The 19386-nt window shown below is 63.8% G+C and carries 15 protein-coding genes; 3 read left to right on the top strand and 12 right to left on the bottom strand.

Annotated elements, in window-relative coordinates:
* Window positions 1–16: 16 nt before the first annotated feature.
* The 8 genes from AC066S_RS04370 to AC066S_RS04335 form a co-directional block, all read right to left on the bottom strand.
* Window positions 17–919: an SMP-30/gluconolactonase/LRE family protein gene (locus AC066S_RS04370; RefSeq protein WP_478269319.1), complete on the bottom strand. Its 903-nt coding sequence runs from the start codon at window positions 917–919 to the stop codon at window positions 17–19.
* Window positions 920–1156: 237 nt separating this feature from the next.
* Window positions 1157–3859, bottom strand: a complete 2703-nt coding sequence (locus AC066S_RS04365; protein ID WP_478268988.1) for a nitrate reductase — start codon at window positions 3857–3859, stop codon at window positions 1157–1159.
* A gap of 27 nt (window positions 3860–3886) precedes the next feature.
* Window positions 3887–5104, bottom strand: a complete 1218-nt coding sequence (locus tag AC066S_RS04360) for an NAD(P)/FAD-dependent oxidoreductase (protein ID WP_135162324.1) — start codon at window positions 5102–5104, stop codon at window positions 3887–3889.
* 10 nt (window positions 5105–5114) lie between these two features.
* A complete protein-coding gene (locus tag AC066S_RS04355; protein ID WP_478268987.1) occupies window positions 5115–5543 on the bottom strand; it encodes a globin family protein in 429 nt (142 codons plus the stop codon).
* 122 nt (window positions 5544–5665) lie between these two features.
* Window positions 5666–7045 carry an MFS transporter gene (locus tag AC066S_RS04350; RefSeq protein ID WP_478268986.1) on the bottom strand — a complete coding sequence of 460 codons (1380 nt, stop codon included), beginning with the start codon at window positions 7043–7045 and terminating at the stop codon, window positions 5666–5668.
* A 341-nt stretch (window positions 7046–7386) separates the two neighbouring features.
* Window positions 7387–8181, bottom strand: a complete 795-nt coding sequence (locus AC066S_RS04345; RefSeq protein WP_135162322.1) for an ABC transporter ATP-binding protein — start codon at window positions 8179–8181, stop codon at window positions 7387–7389.
* 14 nt (window positions 8182–8195) lie between these two features.
* Entirely contained in the window at window positions 8196–9092 is an 897-nt protein-coding gene (ntrB, locus tag AC066S_RS04340; protein ID WP_126256523.1) for a nitrate ABC transporter permease, read from the bottom strand.
* A gap of 60 nt (window positions 9093–9152) precedes the next feature.
* Complete coding sequence (locus AC066S_RS04335; RefSeq protein WP_126256524.1) at window positions 9153–10472, bottom strand: CmpA/NrtA family ABC transporter substrate-binding protein; 1320 nt, start codon at window positions 10470–10472, stop codon at window positions 9153–9155.
* 680 nt (window positions 10473–11152) lie between these two features.
* Between AC066S_RS04335 and AC066S_RS04330 the strand changes: the two genes are divergently transcribed.
* Both AC066S_RS04330 and AC066S_RS04325 read left to right on the top strand, forming a co-directional pair.
* Window positions 11153–11992, top strand: coding sequence for a formate/nitrite transporter family protein (locus AC066S_RS04330; protein WP_126256525.1), 840 nt, complete (start codon window positions 11153–11155; stop codon window positions 11990–11992).
* A gap of 66 nt (window positions 11993–12058) precedes the next feature.
* Window positions 12059–13789, top strand: coding sequence for a bifunctional protein-serine/threonine kinase/phosphatase (locus AC066S_RS04325; protein WP_478268985.1), 1731 nt, complete (start codon window positions 12059–12061; stop codon window positions 13787–13789).
* 54 nt (window positions 13790–13843) lie between these two features.
* On the opposite strand, the gene AC066S_RS04320 is transcribed toward AC066S_RS04325, so the two are convergent.
* A complete protein-coding gene (locus AC066S_RS04320) occupies window positions 13844–13966 on the bottom strand; it encodes a hypothetical protein (protein ID WP_283810149.1) in 123 nt (40 codons plus the stop codon).
* Window positions 13967–15129: 1163 nt separating this feature from the next.
* On the bottom strand, window positions 15130–16047 hold the full coding sequence (locus tag AC066S_RS04315; protein ID WP_478268984.1) for an intradiol ring-cleavage dioxygenase: 918 nt from the start codon (window positions 16045–16047) through the stop codon (window positions 15130–15132).
* 162 nt (window positions 16048–16209) lie between these two features.
* On the opposite strand from AC066S_RS04315, the gene AC066S_RS04310 reads away from it, so the two are divergent.
* On the top strand, window positions 16210–17484 hold the full coding sequence (locus AC066S_RS04310) for a serine hydrolase domain-containing protein (RefSeq protein ID WP_126256527.1): 1275 nt from the start codon (window positions 16210–16212) through the stop codon (window positions 17482–17484).
* A 66-nt stretch (window positions 17485–17550) separates the two neighbouring features.
* Here the strand turns inward: AC066S_RS04310 and AC066S_RS04305 are convergent, their stop codons facing one another.
* Window positions 17551–18870, bottom strand: a complete 1320-nt coding sequence (locus AC066S_RS04305) for a TRAP transporter large permease (protein ID WP_126256528.1) — start codon at window positions 18868–18870, stop codon at window positions 17551–17553.
* Entirely contained in the window at window positions 18867–19382 is a 516-nt protein-coding gene (locus AC066S_RS04300) for a TRAP transporter small permease (RefSeq protein ID WP_126256529.1), read from the bottom strand. The genes AC066S_RS04305 and AC066S_RS04300 overlap by 4 nt, the downstream gene beginning before the upstream one ends.
* Between the last annotated feature and the right edge of the window lie 4 nt (window positions 19383–19386).

The raw sequence follows: 19386 nt of genomic DNA, 5'->3' as shown, positions 1-19386 counted from the left end.
CCAACCGCTACCAAGCTCAGAGGTTCAATCCGCCGATGTCGGCGACCAGAATGCTGCCGGTCGACGACTCCGTGATATAGAGCCTGTCTTTCCTGGCGCCACCGATTGCGACGTTGGTGCAGTTCGGCCCCGCGCACGACTTGATCCGCGCGATCAACTCGCCGTTTGGCGCGAACACGAAGACATGGCCGAGCGAGGCGTGGCCGACGAACAAGCGGCCCTTCGCATCCATAGTCATGCCATCGGGACCGCTGGTGCCGAACAGCGAGCAGAAGCGGCCGACCTTGGACACGCTGCCGTCCTTCATGAACGGTAGCCGCCACACCGCATTGTCGCGCGTCATCGCCACGAACAGCACGGTTTCGGTTGGATCGAGCACCAGGCCGTTGGGGCTGATGCCGCTGTTGATCAGGCAATCGAGCCGGCCGTTCGATGCCAGCCGATAGACCCGGCCACTCGGGTCATGCAGCCCGGTCTGGCCCTGATCGGTGAAAAAGATATCGCCGTTGGAGGCCAGATGCAGATCGTTGCAGCCGCGAAACGATTCAGAATTGCGCGCGGTCAGGACCGGTGTCATGCGGCCCGCTTTGACATCGAGCTCCATGATGCCGTGCATGTAGTCGGCAACCAGCACGCGGCCGTCGGCGGCGATCTTCAGTCCGTTCGGCCATCCCTCGTACTCGATCACCAGCGACCACTCGCCATCAGGCGCGATGCGAAAGATGCGGCCGAAGGGAATGTCGACGATGTAGAGGTTGCCGTCCGTGTCGAAGGATGGCCCTTCGATGAAACTGTCGGTCGGCACATGTGGCCGGTTGGCATCGGCCCAATCGCTGCGCACCCCCTTGCGGCGGAACTTGTCAGGCATGGCGGAGAACAGCGTGGTTTCGATCGGCCGCGGCGGCGTTTCCAGGTACATCATTGTTGTTGCGACTGTTGAGAGAGAGCGCGCGGCAGCATAGGGCACTATCGAGGGCGCGTCGATTGGGACGGAGGTAACCGCTCTCGTGACCCGGACGCGCTGCAACGCGCAAGCGTTGCGGCGCAGAGCCGCGACCCAGAAAAGCCAAGCACTCCGCTGTCAAATGGGCCCCGGCTCTGCAGCCGCATCGTCGACAAGACGCTGCGCTGCGTCCGGGGGCGAGAGCGAGCTCGCTTACCCCGCCGCGCCCGCGAGCTTGGCTTCTTTCACCGGCACGTCCGTCGTCGCAATCAGCCGCTTCAGCTCGGGGATGCAGGAGCCGCAATTGGTGCCGGCCTTGAGCTCGGCACCGATCTCGGCCGCCGTGCGCGCGCCGGCGGCGATGGTGTCGCAGATGGTGCCGCGGCCGACGCCGAAACAGGCGCAGACGATCGGCCCGGTCGAGGCCGCCCCCTCCGTCGATCTGCCCGACAGCAGCATGCGGCGCTGCTCGTCGGTGACGCAATCGGCCGCAAAGGCAGTTCTGACCGCCTCCCAATCGCCGGCGTCGTGCCCGGGGCCGACGAACAGGCAGGTCTCGATGCGATCTCCGGCGAAGGAGGCGGCGCGATAGATGCCGCCGCCAAAATCGCGATATTCGGCGACGTCCTCGCCGGCGACGCCATCGAGCCAGGCCGGCCAGCGCGACAGATCCGCATTGTCGGCGAACAGATAGCCGAAGCCGCCGGCGACCGTGACGCGGGTCCACAACAGGTTTGAGGGAAGGTCGAGCTGCTGTCGCGACAGCGCAAAGCCGCGGAAGACGAATTCATACGGCGCGATCGCGGCCGGCGTCGCCTTGGACTCGGGCTGTCCGGAGAACGGATCGGTGAACGACTGCACCAGCGCTCCGACGCGGCCCTGCGAGGCATTCATCGCGCTCCAGTGGATCGGCACGAACAGCGCGCCGCGCTGCTGGCGATCGCTCACAACAACTTTCAGGATGCATTGGCCGTAGTCGGTGGTGACGCGGGCATAGCCGTCATGGACGATGCCATACTTGCTGGCGTCATCGGGGTGGATCTCGACGTACGGCTCGGGCAGATGCGCGCCGAGCCGCTGGCTGAGGCCGGTGCGCGTCATGGTGTGCCACTGATCGCGGATGCGCCCGGTGTTGAGCCTGAGGGGGCGCGAGGGACCGGTCTCGCTGCGCAGTAACGGCACCTCCGGGGCAACGAAGCGGCCCTTGCCGTCATTGGTGAAGAAGCCGCCGCTCGCGAAGAAGCGCTCTCCGGGCACGCCGCCTTCGCGCATCGGCCATTGCACCGGCTTCAAGGCGTCGAAGGCTTCGTCGGACAGCGCGGTCAGCGCGCCAATGTCGAAATCGCGGCTGCCATCGTTCTCGAACGCCGAAAGCGCGGCGTGCTCACGGAAAATCTCGGCGGCGGATTTGTAGTTGAAACTGTCGCCGAAGCCGAGACGCTTTGCGGTCTCGCTCAGGATCCACCAATCGGGGCGCGCCTCGCCCGGCGCCGGCAGGAACGAGCGCTGGCGCGAGATGCGGCGTTCGGAATTGGTCACCGTGCCCGACTTCTCGCCCCAGGCCAGCGCCGGCAGCAGCACGTGCGGACCCGCCTCGACGGTGTCGTTGGACAGCACGTTCTCGGAGACCACGAACAACTCGAGCTTCTTCAACGCCTCGCGCACGAAGTCCGCATCGGGCAGCGACACCGCGGGATTGGTGCCCATCACCCAGAGCGCCTTGACCTCACCGCGATTGATGGCCTCGAACAACTGCACCGCCTTCAGGCCCTCATGGGTGGCGATGCGGGGCGCCTTCCAGAACCGCCTGACACGATCGATGTCCGGCGGCGTGAAGCCCATGTGGGCGGCCAGCATATTGGCGAGGCCGCCGACCTCGCGGCCGCCCATCGCATTGGGCTGACCGGTGAGCGAGAACGGCGAGGCGCCCGGCTTGCCGATGCGCCCCGTCGCGAGATGGCAGTTCAGGATCGCGTTGACCTTGTCGGTGCCCTGCGCCGACTGGTTGACGCCCTGCGAATAGAGCGTGACGACCTTCTCGGTGTCGCGGAACATCTTGAAGAAGGTCGCGACGTCCTGCTCGGAGAGGCCCGTGGCAAGCGCCGTTGCAGTGACACTGCCGGCGATGTTGCGCGCGCGTGCCAGCGCGTCATCGAATCCCGACGTGTTGGTGGCGATGTAGTCCCGATCCAACGCACCATTGTCGGCAAGATGAACGAAGAGGCCGGAGAACAGCGCCGTGTCGGTGCCGGGCTTGAGGCCGAGGAAGAGATCGACATCGCCGGCGGTGTCGGTGCGGCGCGGATCGATCACGACCATGCGCGCGCCGCGCTCCTGCCGGTTCTTCAGCATGCGCTGAAACAGGACGGGATGGCACCAGGCCGCATTCGAGCCGACGAAGACGAGCAGATCGGCCTGGTCGAGATCCTCGTAGCAGCCGGGCACGGTGTCGGCGCCGAAGGCGCGGCGATGACCGGCGACGGAGGAGGACATGCAGAGCCGCGAATTGGTGTCGACATTCGCCGTGCCGACAAAGCCCTTCATCAGCTTGTTGGCGACGTAATAGTCCTCGGTGAGGAGTTGGCCGGAGAGATAGAACGCGACCGCGTCGGCGCCGTCGCGGGCCACGATGTGCTGCATGCGATGGGCGACGTGATCGAGCGCATCGCTCCAGGCGACACGCTCCAGCACGCCCTTGCAGCGGATCATCGGATAGAGCAGCCGATTTTCCAGCCCGACGGTCTCGCCGAGCGCCGAGCCCTTGGAGCAGAGCCGGCCGAAATTGGCGGGATGATCAGGATCGCCCGCGATCGCCGCGCCACCCTTGCCGTCAGGCGTCGCCAGCACGCCGCAACCGACGCCGCAATAAGGACAGGTCGTCTTGGTGGCGCGGAGCGAGGGATCAATTGCCGTCATGTCGAACTGCCTTGTCAAGCTGGCTGGTCACGCTGCCTTGGAGGGACGCGCGAGCGCGCGGCCGAACATCATGTCGGTGCGGATCGCCGCCACCTTGTCGCCATTGCGGATCAGCTCGAGATACCAGAGCGCATCGACGTTATCGCCGATCAGCACCGCACCGGTGAGCCGGCCGTCCGCGATCACGAGCTTCTTGTAGGTGCCGCGCCTGCGGTCGGTCAGCACCAGGCTCTCGCTGCCCTCCCCGCCCATGAAGTCGCCGGCGGAGAACACGCTGACGCCGGAGACCTTGAGGTTGGTCGAGACCACGCTGCCCTGATAGGCGGCGGGCCGGCCGGCCAAGTGCCGCGCCAGCACCCGCGCCTGCTCATAGGCGGGCTCGACCAGGCCGTAGCAGGTGCCGCGATGCTCGGCACATTCGCCGAGCGCGAAAATGTCGGAGGAGGAGGTCTGCATCACGTCGTTGACGACGACGCCGCGGTTGACGGCGATCCCCGCCTCCTTTGCCAGCGCGACGTTCGGCTTGATGCCGGCAGCGAAGATCACGGCGTCGGCCTCGATACGGCTGCCATCGGCAAGCTCGACGGCTTCGACATGTCCATCGCCATGGATGCGGGCGGTCGAGGCGTTGAGCAGGATGCGGATGCCCTTGCGCTCGACCAGCGTCTTGAGCAGATCGGCAGCCGGCCCATCGAGCTGGCGCTCCATCAGCCGGTCCATCAGATGCAGCAGCGTCACCGGCGCGCCCGCCTTGGCGAGGCCGTAGGCTGCTTCAAGTCCGAGCAGGCCGCCGCCGACCACGACGACGCGCTTCCTGGCCGCGGCCAGCGTCAGCAAAAGGTCGACGTCGCGCGTATCGCGAAAAGTATGCACACCGGCGAGGTCAGCGCCCGGCAAATTGAGCCGCAGCGGCGTCGAGCCGGTGGCGAGCACGAGCTTGGAATATTCCATGCTCTCCTCGCCTTCGATCTTCAGCTCGCGGCGGCCGACGTCGATTTCGGTGACGCGATAGCCGTAGCGCACGGTGACGCCGCGATGGCGCCACCAGTCCGCCGGCCGGAGCTCGATCTCGTGCGAGCCGGTCTCGCCGGCCAGCACCGATGAGAGCAGCACGCGGTTGTAAGCGAGCCGCGGCTCCTCGCCGATAACGGCGACCGCGTAGCGGCCGAGCGAGGTCTTGGCGAGCTCGTCGACCAGACGCGCGGCCGCCATACCGTTACCGACGATGACCAGCGGTTCACTCACGAGACATCTCCTATTCAGCGGCCTGCGGCTGTGCGCCGTAGGCCTCGGACATCATGTAGCCGGACAGCACGCCGTAGGCGTCGGTCCAGGCCTTTGCCAGTTCGGGCGTCCAGCCTTCGCCAAGACCCTTCTCCAGGGTCCACAGCAGGGTCGCCCCGACCACCGGATAGTGCTCGGCCACCGCACCGTAAGCGACGTGACGCTTGGCGAGCGCGGAGGCCGCGGGAAGAATCGAGTCCAGATTCGACAGGCCGCCGACGACGGCGGCGAGCATGCCCATCAGCTTCTTGCGCTGCTCGGTCATGTCCTCGGGAAACATCGCGCGCACGGACGGCGCCACCTCGAACAGACGATCGTAGAACAGCACTGCGGCCTGCTCCGATATCGGCGCGACCTTGACGAAGCTCTGCTGAATGAGGGCGATCTGTTCTGGCGTCATGATGTTCTCCTGTCTGTTTCGGTCTGCCTTCGTCCGCGCCGTTGCGGAAAAAGTTCATGGATCAAACGTCATCAGAGGGACTTCTCCCCGCGTACGGGGAGAAGCGAGATTTGTACCAAGTGCTACACGCGAGCCTCGGCGAGGCTTGGCGCGCCTTCGCCCTGCGGGCTGCGACGCAGGTAGAACCACCAGGTCAGAGCGAGGCAGGAGGCGTAGAAGGCCAGATAGATCGCAAGCGCGAGCTGCGGGCCGCCCGTCAAGGCGATCGACTTGCCGAAGCCGCTGGGGATCAGATAGCCGCCGACCGCACCGACCGCGCCGATGAAACCGACCGCCGCGCCGCTTTCGATGCTCGCCGTCTTCAAGGCGGCCGCGCGCTCCGCATCGCCCTTGCCGCGAACCTTGAACAGGTTCTGCTCGCGGAAGATCGAAGGGATCATGCGGTAGGTCGAGCCGTTGCCGATGCCCGTCGTCACGAACAGAATCAGGAACATCGACAGGAAGCCGATGAAGTCCTTCTGTCCGACGAAGTAGAGCACGCCGACGGTGGCCGCTGTCATCAGGATGAAGTTCCAGAAGGTGATGATGGAGCCCCCGACCTTGTCGGCGAGCCAGCCGCCGAAGGGACGCGACAGCGAGCCGACCAGGGGCCCGAGGAACGCGATCGAGATCGAGATCGACGGGAATTGCGTCTTGATCAGCAGCGGAAACGCCGCGGAATAGCCGATGAAGGAGCCGAACGTGCCGATATAGAGGTACGCCATGATCCAAGTGTGCTTGCGCTTGACGATCGCGAGCTGGTTCTTCACCGACGATTTCGCGGTGGTGAGGTTGTTCATGAAGAACACCGCGCCGAGCACCGCGATCGCGATCGGCAGCACCCACATCAGGCCGGCATTCTGGAGGAAGATGCCGTCGACGGGCGTTGCCTGATACAGGTTGAAGACCGCCAGCGTCATCAGGATCGGGGTCAGGAGCTGCACGCTGGAGACGCCGATATTGCCGCCGGCCGCATTCAGGCCGAGCGCCCACCCCTTCATCCTATCGGGGAAGAAGAAGGAGATATTGGTCATGCTGGAGGCGAAATTGCCGCCGCCGAGACCCGCGGTCGAGGCGATCAGCAGCATCAGCCAGAACGGCGTGTCGGGCTGACTCACGAAATAGGCAAGCGACAAGGTCGGAATGAACAGGATCGCCGCACTGAAGATGGTCCAGTTGCGGCCGCCGAACGTCGTCACTGCGAATGTATAGGGAAAGCGCATCAATGCGCCGATCAGGCCCGGCACCGCGACCAGCTGGAACAGCTGGTCGGTGGTGTAGTGGAAGCCGGCCTGCGGCAGCTTGGTGGTGACGATGCTCCAGATCAGCCAGACCGAGAAGCCGATATGCTCGGCCACGATCGACCAGATCAGGTTGCGTCGCGCGATGGTCTTGCCAGTCGCGTTCCAGAACACCTCGTCTTCGGGGCGCCAATCTGAAATCCAAGTCGGATTCTTCGTCATTGAGTTATCCCTTCCAGGCTCACCGCTGCGTCGTTGCAGGCTCAGCCTCCGGCCACGGAGGCGCGCTCCGAGGCTTCACCCCCGGTGGCGAGTTCACGATGCTTATTGATGATGTTGAGGGACGTCGTCGTTGGCGTCGCGCAAAGACGTTTCAATTTCCGTGCCAGTTGCGCGCACGCTGGAAACACAGGGATTTCAGAACGTTATTCGTGTTGCCCGAATCTTTCGCAAGGCTTTTTCGCACGCTAAATTTGCGATTCGCTCAATCCTTGTGCGACGCACAAGGATTGAGCTTGATGTCGATTAATTGGGCGCGCGCATCGTTCGCGTTGACTTCTGATTTACGCGGCCTCGACGAAGCGATGACGCTCGTAGAGGAATTCGAGCACGCGCTGGCGACACTTCAAATAGGTGGCGTTGGTGGCAAGCTCGAGCCGCTTGCGCGGCCGCGACAGCGGCACCTCCAGCACCTCGCCGATGCGCGCGCTCGGCCCGTTCGTCATCATCACGATGCGGTCGGATAAAAGCACGGCCTCGTCGACGTCGTGGGTGATCATCAGGATGGTGTTGCCTAGCTTCTGATGCAGCGCCATCACCGAGTCCTGCAAGTGCGCGCGGGTCAGCGCGTCGAGCGCGCCGAACGGCTCATCCAGCAGCAGCACCTTCGGCTCCATCGCCAGCGCCCGGGCGATACCGACGCGCTGTTTCATGCCGCCTGAGATCTCGGACGGGCGCTTGTCTCTGGCGTGGGCCATCTGCACCAGGTTGAGATTGTGCATCACCCAGGCGTCGCGCTCGGCGCGGGACTTGGTCCTGGCGAAGACCTTGTCGACGCCGAGCCTGACGTTCTCGTAGACGGTGAGCCACGGCAACAGGCTGTGGTTCTGGAACACCACGGCACGGTCGGGCCCCGGCGAGTTGACCTCGCGGTTCTCCAGCAGCACGCCACCCGTGGTGGCGCCGGTCAGACCTGCGATGATGTTGAGCAAGGTCGACTTGCCGCAGCCGGAATGGCCGATGATCGAGACGTATTCGCCCTTCTCGATCGTGAGGTTGATATCCTTCAGCACCTCGGTTGTGGCGGCACCGCGGGTAAAGATCTTGTCGATGTGGTCGAGCTTCAGATAGGCGGTCATGGGCCTCTCTCCTCTCAGTTCTGCGCGGTGCCGCGGGTGACGACCTTGCCGAGACCCGCGATCAGGCGGTCCAGCACGAAGCCGACGATGCCGACATAGAACAGCGCCAGGACGATCTCGCTGATATGCGAGGAGTTCCAGGCGTCCCAGATGAAGAAGCCGATGCCGACGCCGCCGATCAGCATTTCCGCCGCGACGATCGCAAGCCACGACAGGCCGATGCCGATGCGAAGGCCGGTGAAGATGTAGGGCGCGGCCGCCGGGATCATGATCTTGGAGAAGAACTCGAGCGGATTGAGCTGCACCACCGCGGCGACGTTGCGATAATCCTGCGGGATGTTGCGGATGCCGACCGCAGTGTTGATGATGATCGGCCAGATCGAAGTGATGAAGATGACGAAGATCGCCGAGGGCTGACCGTCGCGGAACGCGGCGAGCGACAGCGGAAGCCAGGCCAGCGGCGGAATCGTGCGCAGCACCTGGAACAGCGGATCCAGGCCGCGCATCGCCCAGACCGACTGTCCGACCAGCACGCCGAGCCCGATGCCGGCAATGGCGGAGAGCGAGTAGCCGAAGGCGACGCGCTGGAGGCTGGCGGACAGATGCCAGAACAGGCCCTTGTCGATGCCGCCGTGGTCGAAGAACGGATCGAGGATCAGCTCCTTTGTGTCCGTGAACACTCTCGACGGCGGCGGCAGCGCCGAGCCGGCGCGGCGGCAGATCAGTTCCCAGACCAGCGTCAGCAGCGCGATCACGACCAGCGGCGGGATCACGCGCACGGCCGTCTCTCGTGCCATGCGTGCGTAAACTTCGGCGCGCGGGGGACGCCTCGGCGTCATCGCGACGACCGGCGCGGAGCTGGCCGCAGGCGTCGCGGTTTCAATCTCGATTTTGGCGGCAGACATGTTCATCGCAATCTCTCTCCGGCTTCAAGGGACGATGCGGCCGCCCAAGGGCGGCCGCTGGCTCCATCAGACTTCGACGCGCTTGATCGCGAGCGACTTCAGATAGGCGGCCGGATTCTCCGGATCGAACACTTTGCCGTCGAAGAAGGTCTCCTTGCCGCGCGAGGTTGAGGCCGGAATGTCGGCAGCCGCGACGCCGAGGGTCTTGGCGGCGTCGCGCCACATGTCCTCACGATTGACCTTGCCGATCAGTGCCTTGCTGTCGAAGCCGGCTTCATATTTGCCCCAGCGGATGTCCTCGGTCATGAACCAGAGGTCATGGCTCCGGAACGGATAGGAGGCATGGTCACGCCAGTACTTCATGATATGCGGCGAGTTCTCGACCACCTTGCCGGGAATGCCGTAGTCGAACTTGCCTTTGGCGCGGTCGGCAATGTCTTCGACCGGACAGTTGATCCACTGGCGCTTCGCCATGATGGCGGCGAGTTCTGCCTTGTTCTCCATCTTGTCGGCCCATTGTTGAGCCTCCATCACGGCCATGAGGATCGCTTTCGCAGCCTTGGGATTCTTGTCGACCCAGGCCGCGCGCATGCCGAGCGACTTCTCAGGATGCTTGCTCCAGATTTCGCCGGTGTTGACGGCGGTGTAGCCGATGCCCTGATGGACGAGCTGCCCGGGCCATGGTTCGCCGACGCAGAAGGCGTCCATGGTGCCGACCTTCATGTTGGCCACCATCTGGGGCGGCGGCACCGTGATGGTCTCGACGTCCTTGTCGGGATCGATCCCGCCTGCGGCGAGCCAATAGCGGATCCAGAGGTCATGCGTGCCGCCCGGAAAGGTCATCGCGACTTTCACCGACTTGCCCTCGGCCTTCTTCTTCTCGAAGGCCGCCTTGAGCGCCGAGGCATCCGCGCCGACCTTGAGATCGGCATATTCCTTGGCGACCGAGATGCACTGAGCATCGAGATTGAGCCGCGCCAGGATGTACATCGGCGTCGGCTGGTTGTTCTGCGTCACCTTGCCGGCCGAGATCAGATACGGCATCGGGGTGAGGATATGCGCGCCGTCGATGCCGTTGCCTTCAGAGCCCAGCACGAGATTGTCGCGCGTGGTGCCCCAGGAGGCCTGCTTCAGCACCTCGGTGTCGGGCATGCCGTATTTGGCGAACAGGCCCTTGTCCTTCGCAACGAAGAGCGGGCCGGCATCGGAGAGCGCGATGAAGCCGAGCTTGGCCCCCTTGACTTCGGGGCCCGCGTCCTGCGCGAAGGCGCCGGCGGGGAAATTCAGTTTTGCTGCGGCGAGAAGTGCGGCGGTGGAGCCGGTGGCTTTCAACAATTGACGGCGGCTGAGGCCCGTCTCCACGGGCCGGCGGGTGCGCTTAGTCATAGGCAGTGTCGTCCTTTGCGTCGTTGCAGAATTGATTGGCATCTGTGCACACGAGCAGCCCGTCCGTCCGGCGGCGCCATCTTTGGCGCATGCGAACGCGCGACGGGGGAGACCCCCGTCTGGTGGCGTCGGCAAGTCGGATGAGAAGTCTCGCGGGACGGCTTCAATGGCGTCGGCTTGGAACCATTCAAGCTTCATGCCAAGGCCGACATTTCGAAAAAGATTGAATAATCAGTAGATTAATAAGGCCGCGCCAGTCTGTCGCAGGTTCGTCCCGCTTGCGAAACTTGCGGCCTGCCCAATTCTTGTGCGTCGCACAAAGCTTGTGCAGTAGCTCGTGCAAGAGGCCCGGGATCGCGTCAATGGGTGTCTGTGCAAAGACCCATCGCATTGATATCGCTACGTCTTTCTGACGCGCCCCCACGGCACGCAACTTGCATTTCCATTGGCGTCAACGAAGACTGCGGCTTGCCGCATTGTTGCAGCCTCTGGCGGCTGCATCCGGAAGCTCACCTGCTTCGCGGCCCTCGCCGGCTCAATCCTCGTGACGCGATTCCCAAGGCTTCCAAACTTCTTTCCATAGCCCTCGTGCGCGGCCGGCCGCCCGCACGACCCAGGACGTTCAGCCGCGCTCTCGCAGAGGGCGTGTCGATCTCACTTACGAAGCAAAGGAACCATTGATGTCGTATCTCGCGCCTTCGGAATTCGTCACCAAGATGGTGGATGCCGGCGAGTCCAAGATCTTCATGTCCACCCGGGATACCATCATCCGGGCCTACATGGCCGGCGCCATCCTGGCACTGGCGGCGTGGTTCGCCGTCACGATCAACGTCAACACCGGGCAGCCACTGGTCGGTGCGCTGCTGTTTCCGGTCGGTTTCGTCATGCTTTATCTCCTGGGCTTCGACCTTCTGACCGGCGTGTTCGTGCTCTCGCCGCTCGCCCTGATCGACAAGCGCCCGGGCGTGACGCTTGGCGGCGTGCTGCGCAATTGGGGTCTCGTCTTCGTCGGCAACTTCGCCGGCGCCTTCACCGTGGCCTTCATGATGGCCTTCGTGACGACGTTCGGCTTCACCCAGGGCCCCGACAAGGTCGGCGCGGCGATCGGCAACATCGGCGAGGGCCGGACGCTCGGCTATGCGGCGCACGGCGCGGCAGGCATGGCGACGCTGTTCTTGCGCGGCATGCTCTGCAACTGGATGGTCTCGACCGGCGTCGTCGGCGCCATGATCTCGACCTCGGTGCCCGGCAAGGTCATCGCGATGTGGATGCCGATCCTGGTGTTCTTCTACATGGTGTTCGAGCATTCCGTCGTGAACATGTTCCTGTTCCCGTCCGGGCTGCTGCTCGGCGCGAAGTTCTCGATCATGGACTATCTGATCTGGAACGAGATCCCGACCGTGCTCGGCAACCTCGTCGGCGGCCTCGCCTTCACCGGCATGACTCTCTATGCCACGCACGTCATGACCCTGCCGAAGCGCCAGGCCGCCAAGGCTGCGAAGCCCCGCGTTGCGGCCTGATCGGATCCATCTCGACAGGGGAGCCTCGCCCGATCAGGGTGAGGCTCCCCTCTCCTGGTGACGACGATGACCCGCGGACTCCTGATTTCGGTCGGCCAGCACTCCGACAAGGGCCGCAAGCCCGTCAACCAGGATTTTCACGGCGTCCTGATTCCGCAGGAGCCGCTGCTCAGCCTGAAGGGCATCGCCGCGGTCCTCGCCGACGGCATCTCGAGCAGCAGCGTGAGCCAGATCGCCAGCGAGTCGGCGGTCAAGAGCTTCCTGATGGACTATTATTGCACGTCGGAATCCTGGACGGTGAAGACGTCCGCCCGCCGCGTGCTGAATGCCACCAATTCCTGGCTGCACGCGCAGACGCGCAAGAGCCAATACGCCTATGACCGCGACAAGGGCTATGTCTGCACGCTCAGCGCCATGGTCATCAAGGCGACCACCACGCACATCTTCCATGTCGGCGATTGCCGCATCTATCGCGTCGCCGGCAAGGCACTGGAGCAGCTGACCGACGATCACCGCATCATCGTCTCATCCGAGCAGACCTATCTCGGCCGCGCGCTCGGCATCAATCCGCAGCTCGAGATCGACTACCAGGCGTTCGAGGTCGAGGCCGGCGACACCTTCCTGCTGGCAACCGACGGCGCCTACGAATTCGTCGACGCGCGTTTCGTCACGAGCGCGCTGAGCGAGCATGCCGCCGAGCTCGACGGAGCGGCCAGGGCGATCGTCGAGGAAGCCTACCGGCGCGGCAGCGACGACAACATCACCGTCCAGATCATTCGCATCGATGCCGTGCCGCAGCGCGAGCCGGCCGGCATCTTCAATCAGACCGCGGAATTGCCGCTTCCCGCGCTGCCGGAGCCGCGGGCGATCTTCGACGGCTACCGGATCGTCCGCGAGATCCACGGCAGCAGCCGCAGCCATATCTACCTTGCGGTCGATACCGAGACCGAGCAGCCGGTCGCGCTCAAGCTGCCCTCGGTCGATCTGCGCGACAACGCCGCCTATCTCAAGCGCTTCCTGATGGAGGAATGGATCGCGCGCCGGATCGACAGCCCGCATGTGCTGAAGCCGCTGTCGCAATCGCGCCGTCGCAGCTATCTCTACGTCGCGACGGAATTCGTCGAGGGGCAGACATTGAAGCAGTGGATGACCGACAATCCGCGCCCCGATCTCGAAACCGTGCGCGGCATCATTGAGCAGATCGCCGCGGGCCTGCGCGCCTTCCACCGCATGGAGATGCTGCACCAGGACCTCAGGCCCGACAACATCCTGATCGACAAGACCGGCACCGCAAAGATCATCGACTTCGGATCGGTCAGGGTCGCCGGCGTCGCCGAGGCCGCGCCGCCGGACGAGGCCGACGAAATCCTGGGAACGATGCAGTACACGGCGCCGGAGTATTTTCTCGGGCAAGGCGGCTCGCCGCGCTCCGACATGTTTTCGCTGGCCGTGATCTGCTACCAGATGCTGACGGGAAAGCTGCCCTACGGCGCCCAGATCGCCAGGATCCGCCGCAAGGCGGACGTGCGGCGGCTCAAATACCGCCCGGCCGACGATGACCGCAACGTGCCTGCCTGGGTCGACGGCGCACTCCGGCGCGCCCTGCATCCCGATCCCTACAAACGGCACGAGGATCTTTCCGAGTTCGTGTTCGAGCTTCGCACGCCCAATCCGGCCTATCTCGACACGCGGATCACGCCGCTGTTGGAGCGCAGCCCGCTGATGTTCTGGAAGCTGACCTCGGCCGCGCTTGCCTGCGCTGTCGTCGTGCTGCTGGCGCTGCTGCACGCGCGATAGGACCTAAGGGCGGAAGGGTCAGGGTCTCCTAAATCAATCTTTTGTCGGACGCGTTTATCGCCGCCGGCTCTCCGCCAGCGTAATGGCGCCCGCAGCCACTAGGACAATGACGATGACCGTGGCAAGCGCCTCCACCGAGACCAGGGTATCGTACCAGCTGTTCCAAAGCTCAAGCATGCCCTGACCTCTATCGAGCGCACAGCTCACCAGCGCTGACATGCACTCTGTCAAAAGGACGCGTCTTCGCGTACAAGTACAATGCTACGTTTCGTCGCGTGTGTTTTGATCGCGCGGCAGCGTGACCCGAGCCGGACGCCGCAATATCGTGCGAACATAGTGTGGCCATCGCTCAGTGAGATCGCCCGCGGCCATGTCGAAGATGCCGACTGACTGTGAAGTGGTTTACATTCCTGTGTTCTTGGCCGGGCTAATGTGGCGAAAGCTTCTTATTTGAAGGAGGCATCCAATGTTCGCGGCAATCAAATGGAACTCCCGATACAGCACTCGCGAATGGGTAATGATGGCTGGAACGCTGGTCGTCAGACTCCGCACGTCGAATGCAAACCGACAGGACGATGAAACCAAGCGAAGGCGGCCACCCTGGAAGCACTTCGACGACACACATCATTGGGACGTTACCGCGGAGGAATGGGTTCCCAATCGCGATCGATGATAGTGCAACGCATTGTGCGTTGCGCAGCCTAGATCCGAGCCTTCAAGATTTCTCCCTGACGGGCCCTGTCGAGCAATGCGGTCGCGTCGACGCGAATGCCCCTGAACGGCGGTTATCACGGACCGACGCGGTCGCCCCTAATTCCTGCCCGACTGGGCTTGATCGTAGGTCTGCAGGATCCGAACAAAATCTGCCATACTGGATCGATCTCGGTTTGCAACCGCAGTCGCAACCTGAGTCTGGGACGCGGGGGCCGGCTGCCAGAACCGCATCAGAAGATCGGCGATGTTTCTCATGGCGTACCCTCTGCACCAACCAGGGCGGTAGCATTGGTTGAGCGGCAAAGCGCCGCTGGATCGGAAGAAGGGCCGGCGGGCACTACGCCGCCGGCCTTGTCCCGCAAATGCCGGCTCGCAGGGCCGGTTCCGTTGCTTTTCACTCTGGATATATCGGTAGCACCAAGCACTTGGTCGGCGCCATCGCACGCAGGTATCAAGTGGCCATACTTAAGTTGACTTGGGCTCAGTTAGACTCGGGCTGGTGAATCGGGATCAGCCTACCAAGTGTGGTCGCTGGCAGGAGATTGATCGAGCTCCGTGATTGCACCGCTTTCAAGAGCACAGCGGCCGTCCTCCGCGCCAAGGCTGCCGCGCTTTCCAGCTGGCCGTCACGCCGGCTCCTCGGCCCTCACCCCCAGCGGCTTCGGCGCCATGCCGCCGCCGGGCTTGAGGTGGAATTCGTAAGTCATCAGGTGCCACGTCCTGCTCGCCTTCGTGCCGTCCGGCATTTCAGGGTCGTTGCGCGGCTCGACTTTGGCGATGAGATCGTCCTTCACGCCGAACACCACGTCGGAATCCAGATATTTGTCGCCGCCGATGAAGACGTGGGTGATCAGCGGCTCAAAGCCCTTGGCATTGACCAGGAAGTGCACATGCGCGGGGCGCATCGGATGGCGGCCCGTCTGCACGATCATCTCGCCGACCGGGCCGTCGGTCGGAATCGGATAGCTGCAAGGCAGGATGGTGCGGAAGAAGAAACGGCCGTCATTGTCGGTGATGAAGCGCGCCCGCGCCGAGGCGCCGACTTCGTCATAGTTCGGTTTCTGTGAATCGTAGAAGCCGTCATCATCGGCATGCCAGACGTCGACGGGGACGTTGGCGAGCGGCTTGCCCTTCAGATCCGTAACGCGGCTTTGCACGAACATCTTCTCGCCGGTCTGGTTGTGCGGCGAGATGTCGGTGCCGTGCGCGGTCACCTTGTGCTCGCCGACATAGAACGGGCCGAGCACGGTGGTCTGTGTCGCGCCCTCGCGGTCGCGATGGTTGACCGCGTCGACCAGCATGGACACGCCGAGCACGTCAGACAGGAGAATGAATTCCTGGCGCGTGTCGGTGCATTTCTGCCCGGTGCGGGTCAGGAAATCGATCGCGTAGTCCCATTCCTCGAAAGTCAGGCCGGTCTTGCTCACGTAATCGTGCAGCGACTTCACCAATTCCTGGAGCAGGAATTTCGCGCGGGGATTGGGGGTGCTGTCGAAGCTCTTGACGACGGCTTCGGTAAGATCGGTCTCGTTGAACTGGGTCATGATGGCTTGCCCTGTGTTCTTCTCGTTCGCCCCCGGGGGCTCCTTGGCGGCGTTCCAGGGACAGCCTACACCAGCTGGCACCCGTGCGTTAAGCGCGAGCGGCTTGGAATGCAGCCGTCATTTCGCTATCAACGGAGCGACAAAATCGCCCGGAGGAAACTGATGCTCGCGCCCACCCCCGCCTCGCCCGAATCCGTCGGCATGTCCAAGGCCGCGCTCGACCGCATCGATGCGCATCTGAAGAGCCGGTACATCGATGCCGGCCGCTTCCCGGGCACGCATCTTCTGGTCTACCGCCGCGGCAAGGTCGCGCACAGCTCGGTCCAGGGCCTTGCCGATGTCGAGCGCAAGCTGCCGGTGAAGGATGACACCATCTACCGCATCTATTCCATGACCAAGCCGCTCACCAGCGTCGCCTTCATGATGCTGGTCGAGCAAGGCCTCGTCGCGATCGACGAGCCCGTCGCCAAGTACATTCCGGAATGGAAGGATCTCGGCGTCTTCGTTGCCGGCACCTACCCGGCCTTCCTGACCCGGCCGCCGTCCCGGCCGATGCTGATCGTCGACCTCCTGCGCCACACCTCCGGCCTGACTTACGGCTTCCAGCAGCGCTCGAATGTCGATGCCGCCTACCGCACTGAAAAGATCGGCGAGGTCGAGAAGTCGGGCACGCTGCAGACCATGATCGAGGGCCTTGCCAAGATCCCGCTGGAATTCTCCCCCGGTGAATCCTGGAACTATTCGGTCTCGACCGACGTGCTCGGCTATCTCATCGGCAAGATCTCCGGGGTGCCTTTCGAGCAGTTCCTTAAATCACGCATCCTCGACCCGCTCGGCATGACCGACACCGATTTCCATGTGCCGGCCTCCAAGGCGCATCGTTTCGCCGCCTGCTATTCCGCCGATCCCGGCGGCGGCATGACCTTCCACGCCGGCCAGCGGCGCGAGGGCCTGACGCTTCAGGACGATCCGGCGACGAGCTCGTTCCTCACCCCGCCCTCCTTCATCTCCGGCGGCGGCGGGCTGTGCTCGACGGTTGCCGACTATCTCACCTTCTGCCGCGCCCTGCTCAACGGCGGCGAGCTCGGCGGTGTCAGGCTGATCGGACCGAAGACGCTGGCGTTGATGACGACCAACCACATTCCGGGCGGCCATGCGCTGCCGGAGGTATCCCGCTCGCTGTTCTCCGAAGCGACCTATAATGGCATCGGCTTCGGCCTCGGCTTTGCCGTGACGATGCGCCCGGCCGAGACGCTGATCGCCGGCAGCCCCGGCGAATACAATTGGGGCGGCGCCGCCACCACCTCGTTCTGGATCGATCCGGCCGAGGAGCTGATTGCGATCTTCATGACGCAGGTGCTGCCGTCGAGCGCCTATCCGATCCGGCGCGAGCTGCGCAGCATGGTCTACGCCGCCATCACCGAGAGCAATCTGTAGCCAATGGCCCGGGTCCCGCGGCCGTCGTCCGCGGGATCGCACTCTCGGAAGCTCATTTGCCGAGGCTCATTTGAGCATCTCCGGCACGATCAGACGCGGCAGGAACAGCGACACGCTCGGCCAGACGATGACGGCCGCGAGCACCAGCAGCATCGGGATCAGCATGATCACTGTGTCCTTCAGCGCATAGCGCAGCCGTACGCCCGCGATCGAACAGGCGATCATCAGACACAGGCCATAGGGCGGCGTCACCAGTCCGAAGGCCAGCGACACGATGGAAATGATCGCGAACTGGACCGGATGGAGATCGACCGACTTGGCGAGCGGCTCCAGCACTGTGCCGACGATGATGATGGCCGGGATGGCGTCGAGGAAGCAGCCCACCACCAGGAAGCAGAAGGAGATGAAGAAGCCGGCCGCAACGGCGCCCATGCCCCATGTCGAGACGTTGGCCAGCAGCTCCTGCGGAATCTTGTAATAGGCGAGCAGCCAGCCGAACGCACTCGCGGTGCCGACACAAAACAGCGCCACGCCGGCAAGTCTGCCGGTGTCGAGCAAGGCCCTGTACAACTCGCGGATCCCCGTCTCACGGTAAAAGAACGCCGAGAGCACCACGGAATAGAGCACGGCGACGCAGGCCGACTCGGTCGCGGTGAACCAGCCGAGCAGAATACCTCCGACGACGATGAACGGCGTCATCAGCGCCGGTATCGACCGCCAGACAGCGGATCCCATCTCGACCCAGGTCGATTTCGGATAGGTGGGGTAGCCCCGGCGCACGGCATAGATGTGCACCGTCACCATCTGCGCGCCAGCGATCAGCAGGCCCGGAACGATGCCGGCCAGATACATCGCCGCAATCGAGGTCGAGATCAGCCCACCCCACACGATCATGAGGATCGACGGCGGAATGATGACTGCAAGCACCGCCGAGACCGCGGTGATGGCGATGGAGAACGAAAGGTCGTAGCCCTCCTTGTTCTGCGCATCGATGAAGATCTTGGACTGGCTCGCCGCATCGGCCGTCGAGGAGCCCGATATACCGGCAAAGAACACCGACAGCACGACGTTGATCTGTGCCAGCGATCCCGGCCAGTGCCCGACCATCGAGCGCGACAACGTCACCAGGCGGTCGGTGATGCCACCGATGCTCATCAGGTTCGCCGTCAGCAGGAAGAACGGCACCGCCAGCAGGATGAATGAATTGTAGGCATTGAAGGTTTCCTGCGCGAGCGTCATCAAGGATAGATGCGGCTCGATCAGCAGGATCGGCACGCAGGCAAGGCCGAGCGCGAAAGCGACCGGCACGCGCACGATGAGCAGGCCGACGAAGACCCCGAACAGCACCATCGCGGCCTGTCCGGCGGAGAGTACATTGCCGCTCATTGCCTTGCCCCGACCACAACACGCATTTCATCGATGATCTGTTCGCCCGCGAAGACGATCCACGTTACGCCGGCAACAGGCCAGGCCACGTGAATCAGCCAAAGCGGCAGATCCGCTAGCTCCGACGTTCTGTTCCAGGCAAAGCGGGTGAACTCGAGGCCCGCCGTTACGAACACCAGCGCCAGCGCCAATATGCCGAGACGCGCCAGTATCCGCACTGCGGCTTCCGACCGCCGCGACAGGTCGGGCCACACGTCAACCTCGAAATGCTGCGCTTCGCGCACGCCGACCATCGCACCGATCATGATCGTCCAGATGAACATGAAGCGCGCCATTTCCTCGGTCCAGATGTAGGACGGAATGAACGGCGTGTAGCGTGAGATGATTTGCAGCGTGACCGGAATAACGAGGATGCCGACGCAGGCGGCCAGCAGGAATTCCAGCAATTTGGCATAGGCCGCCGTGACGCGGCGCCACAGCGACGGTGTGGACGGGACGGGCATTTCAGGCATTGGG

This window comes from Bradyrhizobium sp. CFUWI (genome assembly GCF_056429085.1).
This window is presented reverse-complemented; position numbering and strand designations above follow the sequence as displayed.

Coding starts and splice junctions, on each gene's coding strand:
- ntrB (WP_126256523.1), bottom strand. CDS start 9,092: ATGAACATGTCTGCCGCCAAAATCGAGATTGAAACCGCGACGCCTGCG.
- AC066S_RS04345 (WP_135162322.1), bottom strand. CDS start 8,181: ATGACCGCCTATCTGAAGCTCGACCACATCGACAAGATCTTTACCCGC.
- AC066S_RS04310 (WP_126256527.1), top strand. CDS start 16,210: ATGCTCGCGCCCACCCCCGCCTCGCCCGAATCCGTCGGCATGTCCAAG.
- AC066S_RS04330 (WP_126256525.1), top strand. CDS start 11,153: ATGTCGTATCTCGCGCCTTCGGAATTCGTCACCAAGATGGTGGATGCC.
- AC066S_RS04325 (WP_478268985.1), top strand. CDS start 12,059: ATGACCCGCGGACTCCTGATTTCGGTCGGCCAGCACTCCGACAAGGGC.
- AC066S_RS04315 (WP_478268984.1), bottom strand. CDS start 16,047: ATGACCCAGTTCAACGAGACCGATCTTACCGAAGCCGTCGTCAAGAGC.
- AC066S_RS04305 (WP_126256528.1), bottom strand. CDS start 18,870: ATGAGCGGCAATGTACTCTCCGCCGGACAGGCCGCGATGGTGCTGTTC.
- AC066S_RS04355 (WP_478268987.1), bottom strand. CDS start 5,543: ATGACGCCAGAACAGATCGCCCTCATTCAGCAGAGCTTCGTCAAGGTC.
- AC066S_RS04320 (WP_283810149.1), bottom strand. CDS start 13,966: ATGCTTGAGCTTTGGAACAGCTGGTACGATACCCTGGTCTCGGTGGAG.
- AC066S_RS04370 (WP_478269319.1), bottom strand. CDS start 919: ATGTACCTGGAAACGCCGCCGCGGCCGATCGAAACCACGCTGTTCTCC.
- AC066S_RS04335 (WP_126256524.1), bottom strand. CDS start 10,472: ATGACTAAGCGCACCCGCCGGCCCGTGGAGACGGGCCTCAGCCGCCGT.
- AC066S_RS04300 (WP_126256529.1), bottom strand. CDS start 19,382: ATGCCTGAAATGCCCGTCCCGTCCACACCGTCGCTGTGGCGCCGCGTC.
- AC066S_RS04365 (WP_478268988.1), bottom strand. CDS start 3,859: ATGACGGCAATTGATCCCTCGCTCCGCGCCACCAAGACGACCTGTCCT.
- AC066S_RS04350 (WP_478268986.1), bottom strand. CDS start 7,045: ATGACGAAGAATCCGACTTGGATTTCAGATTGGCGCCCCGAAGACGAG.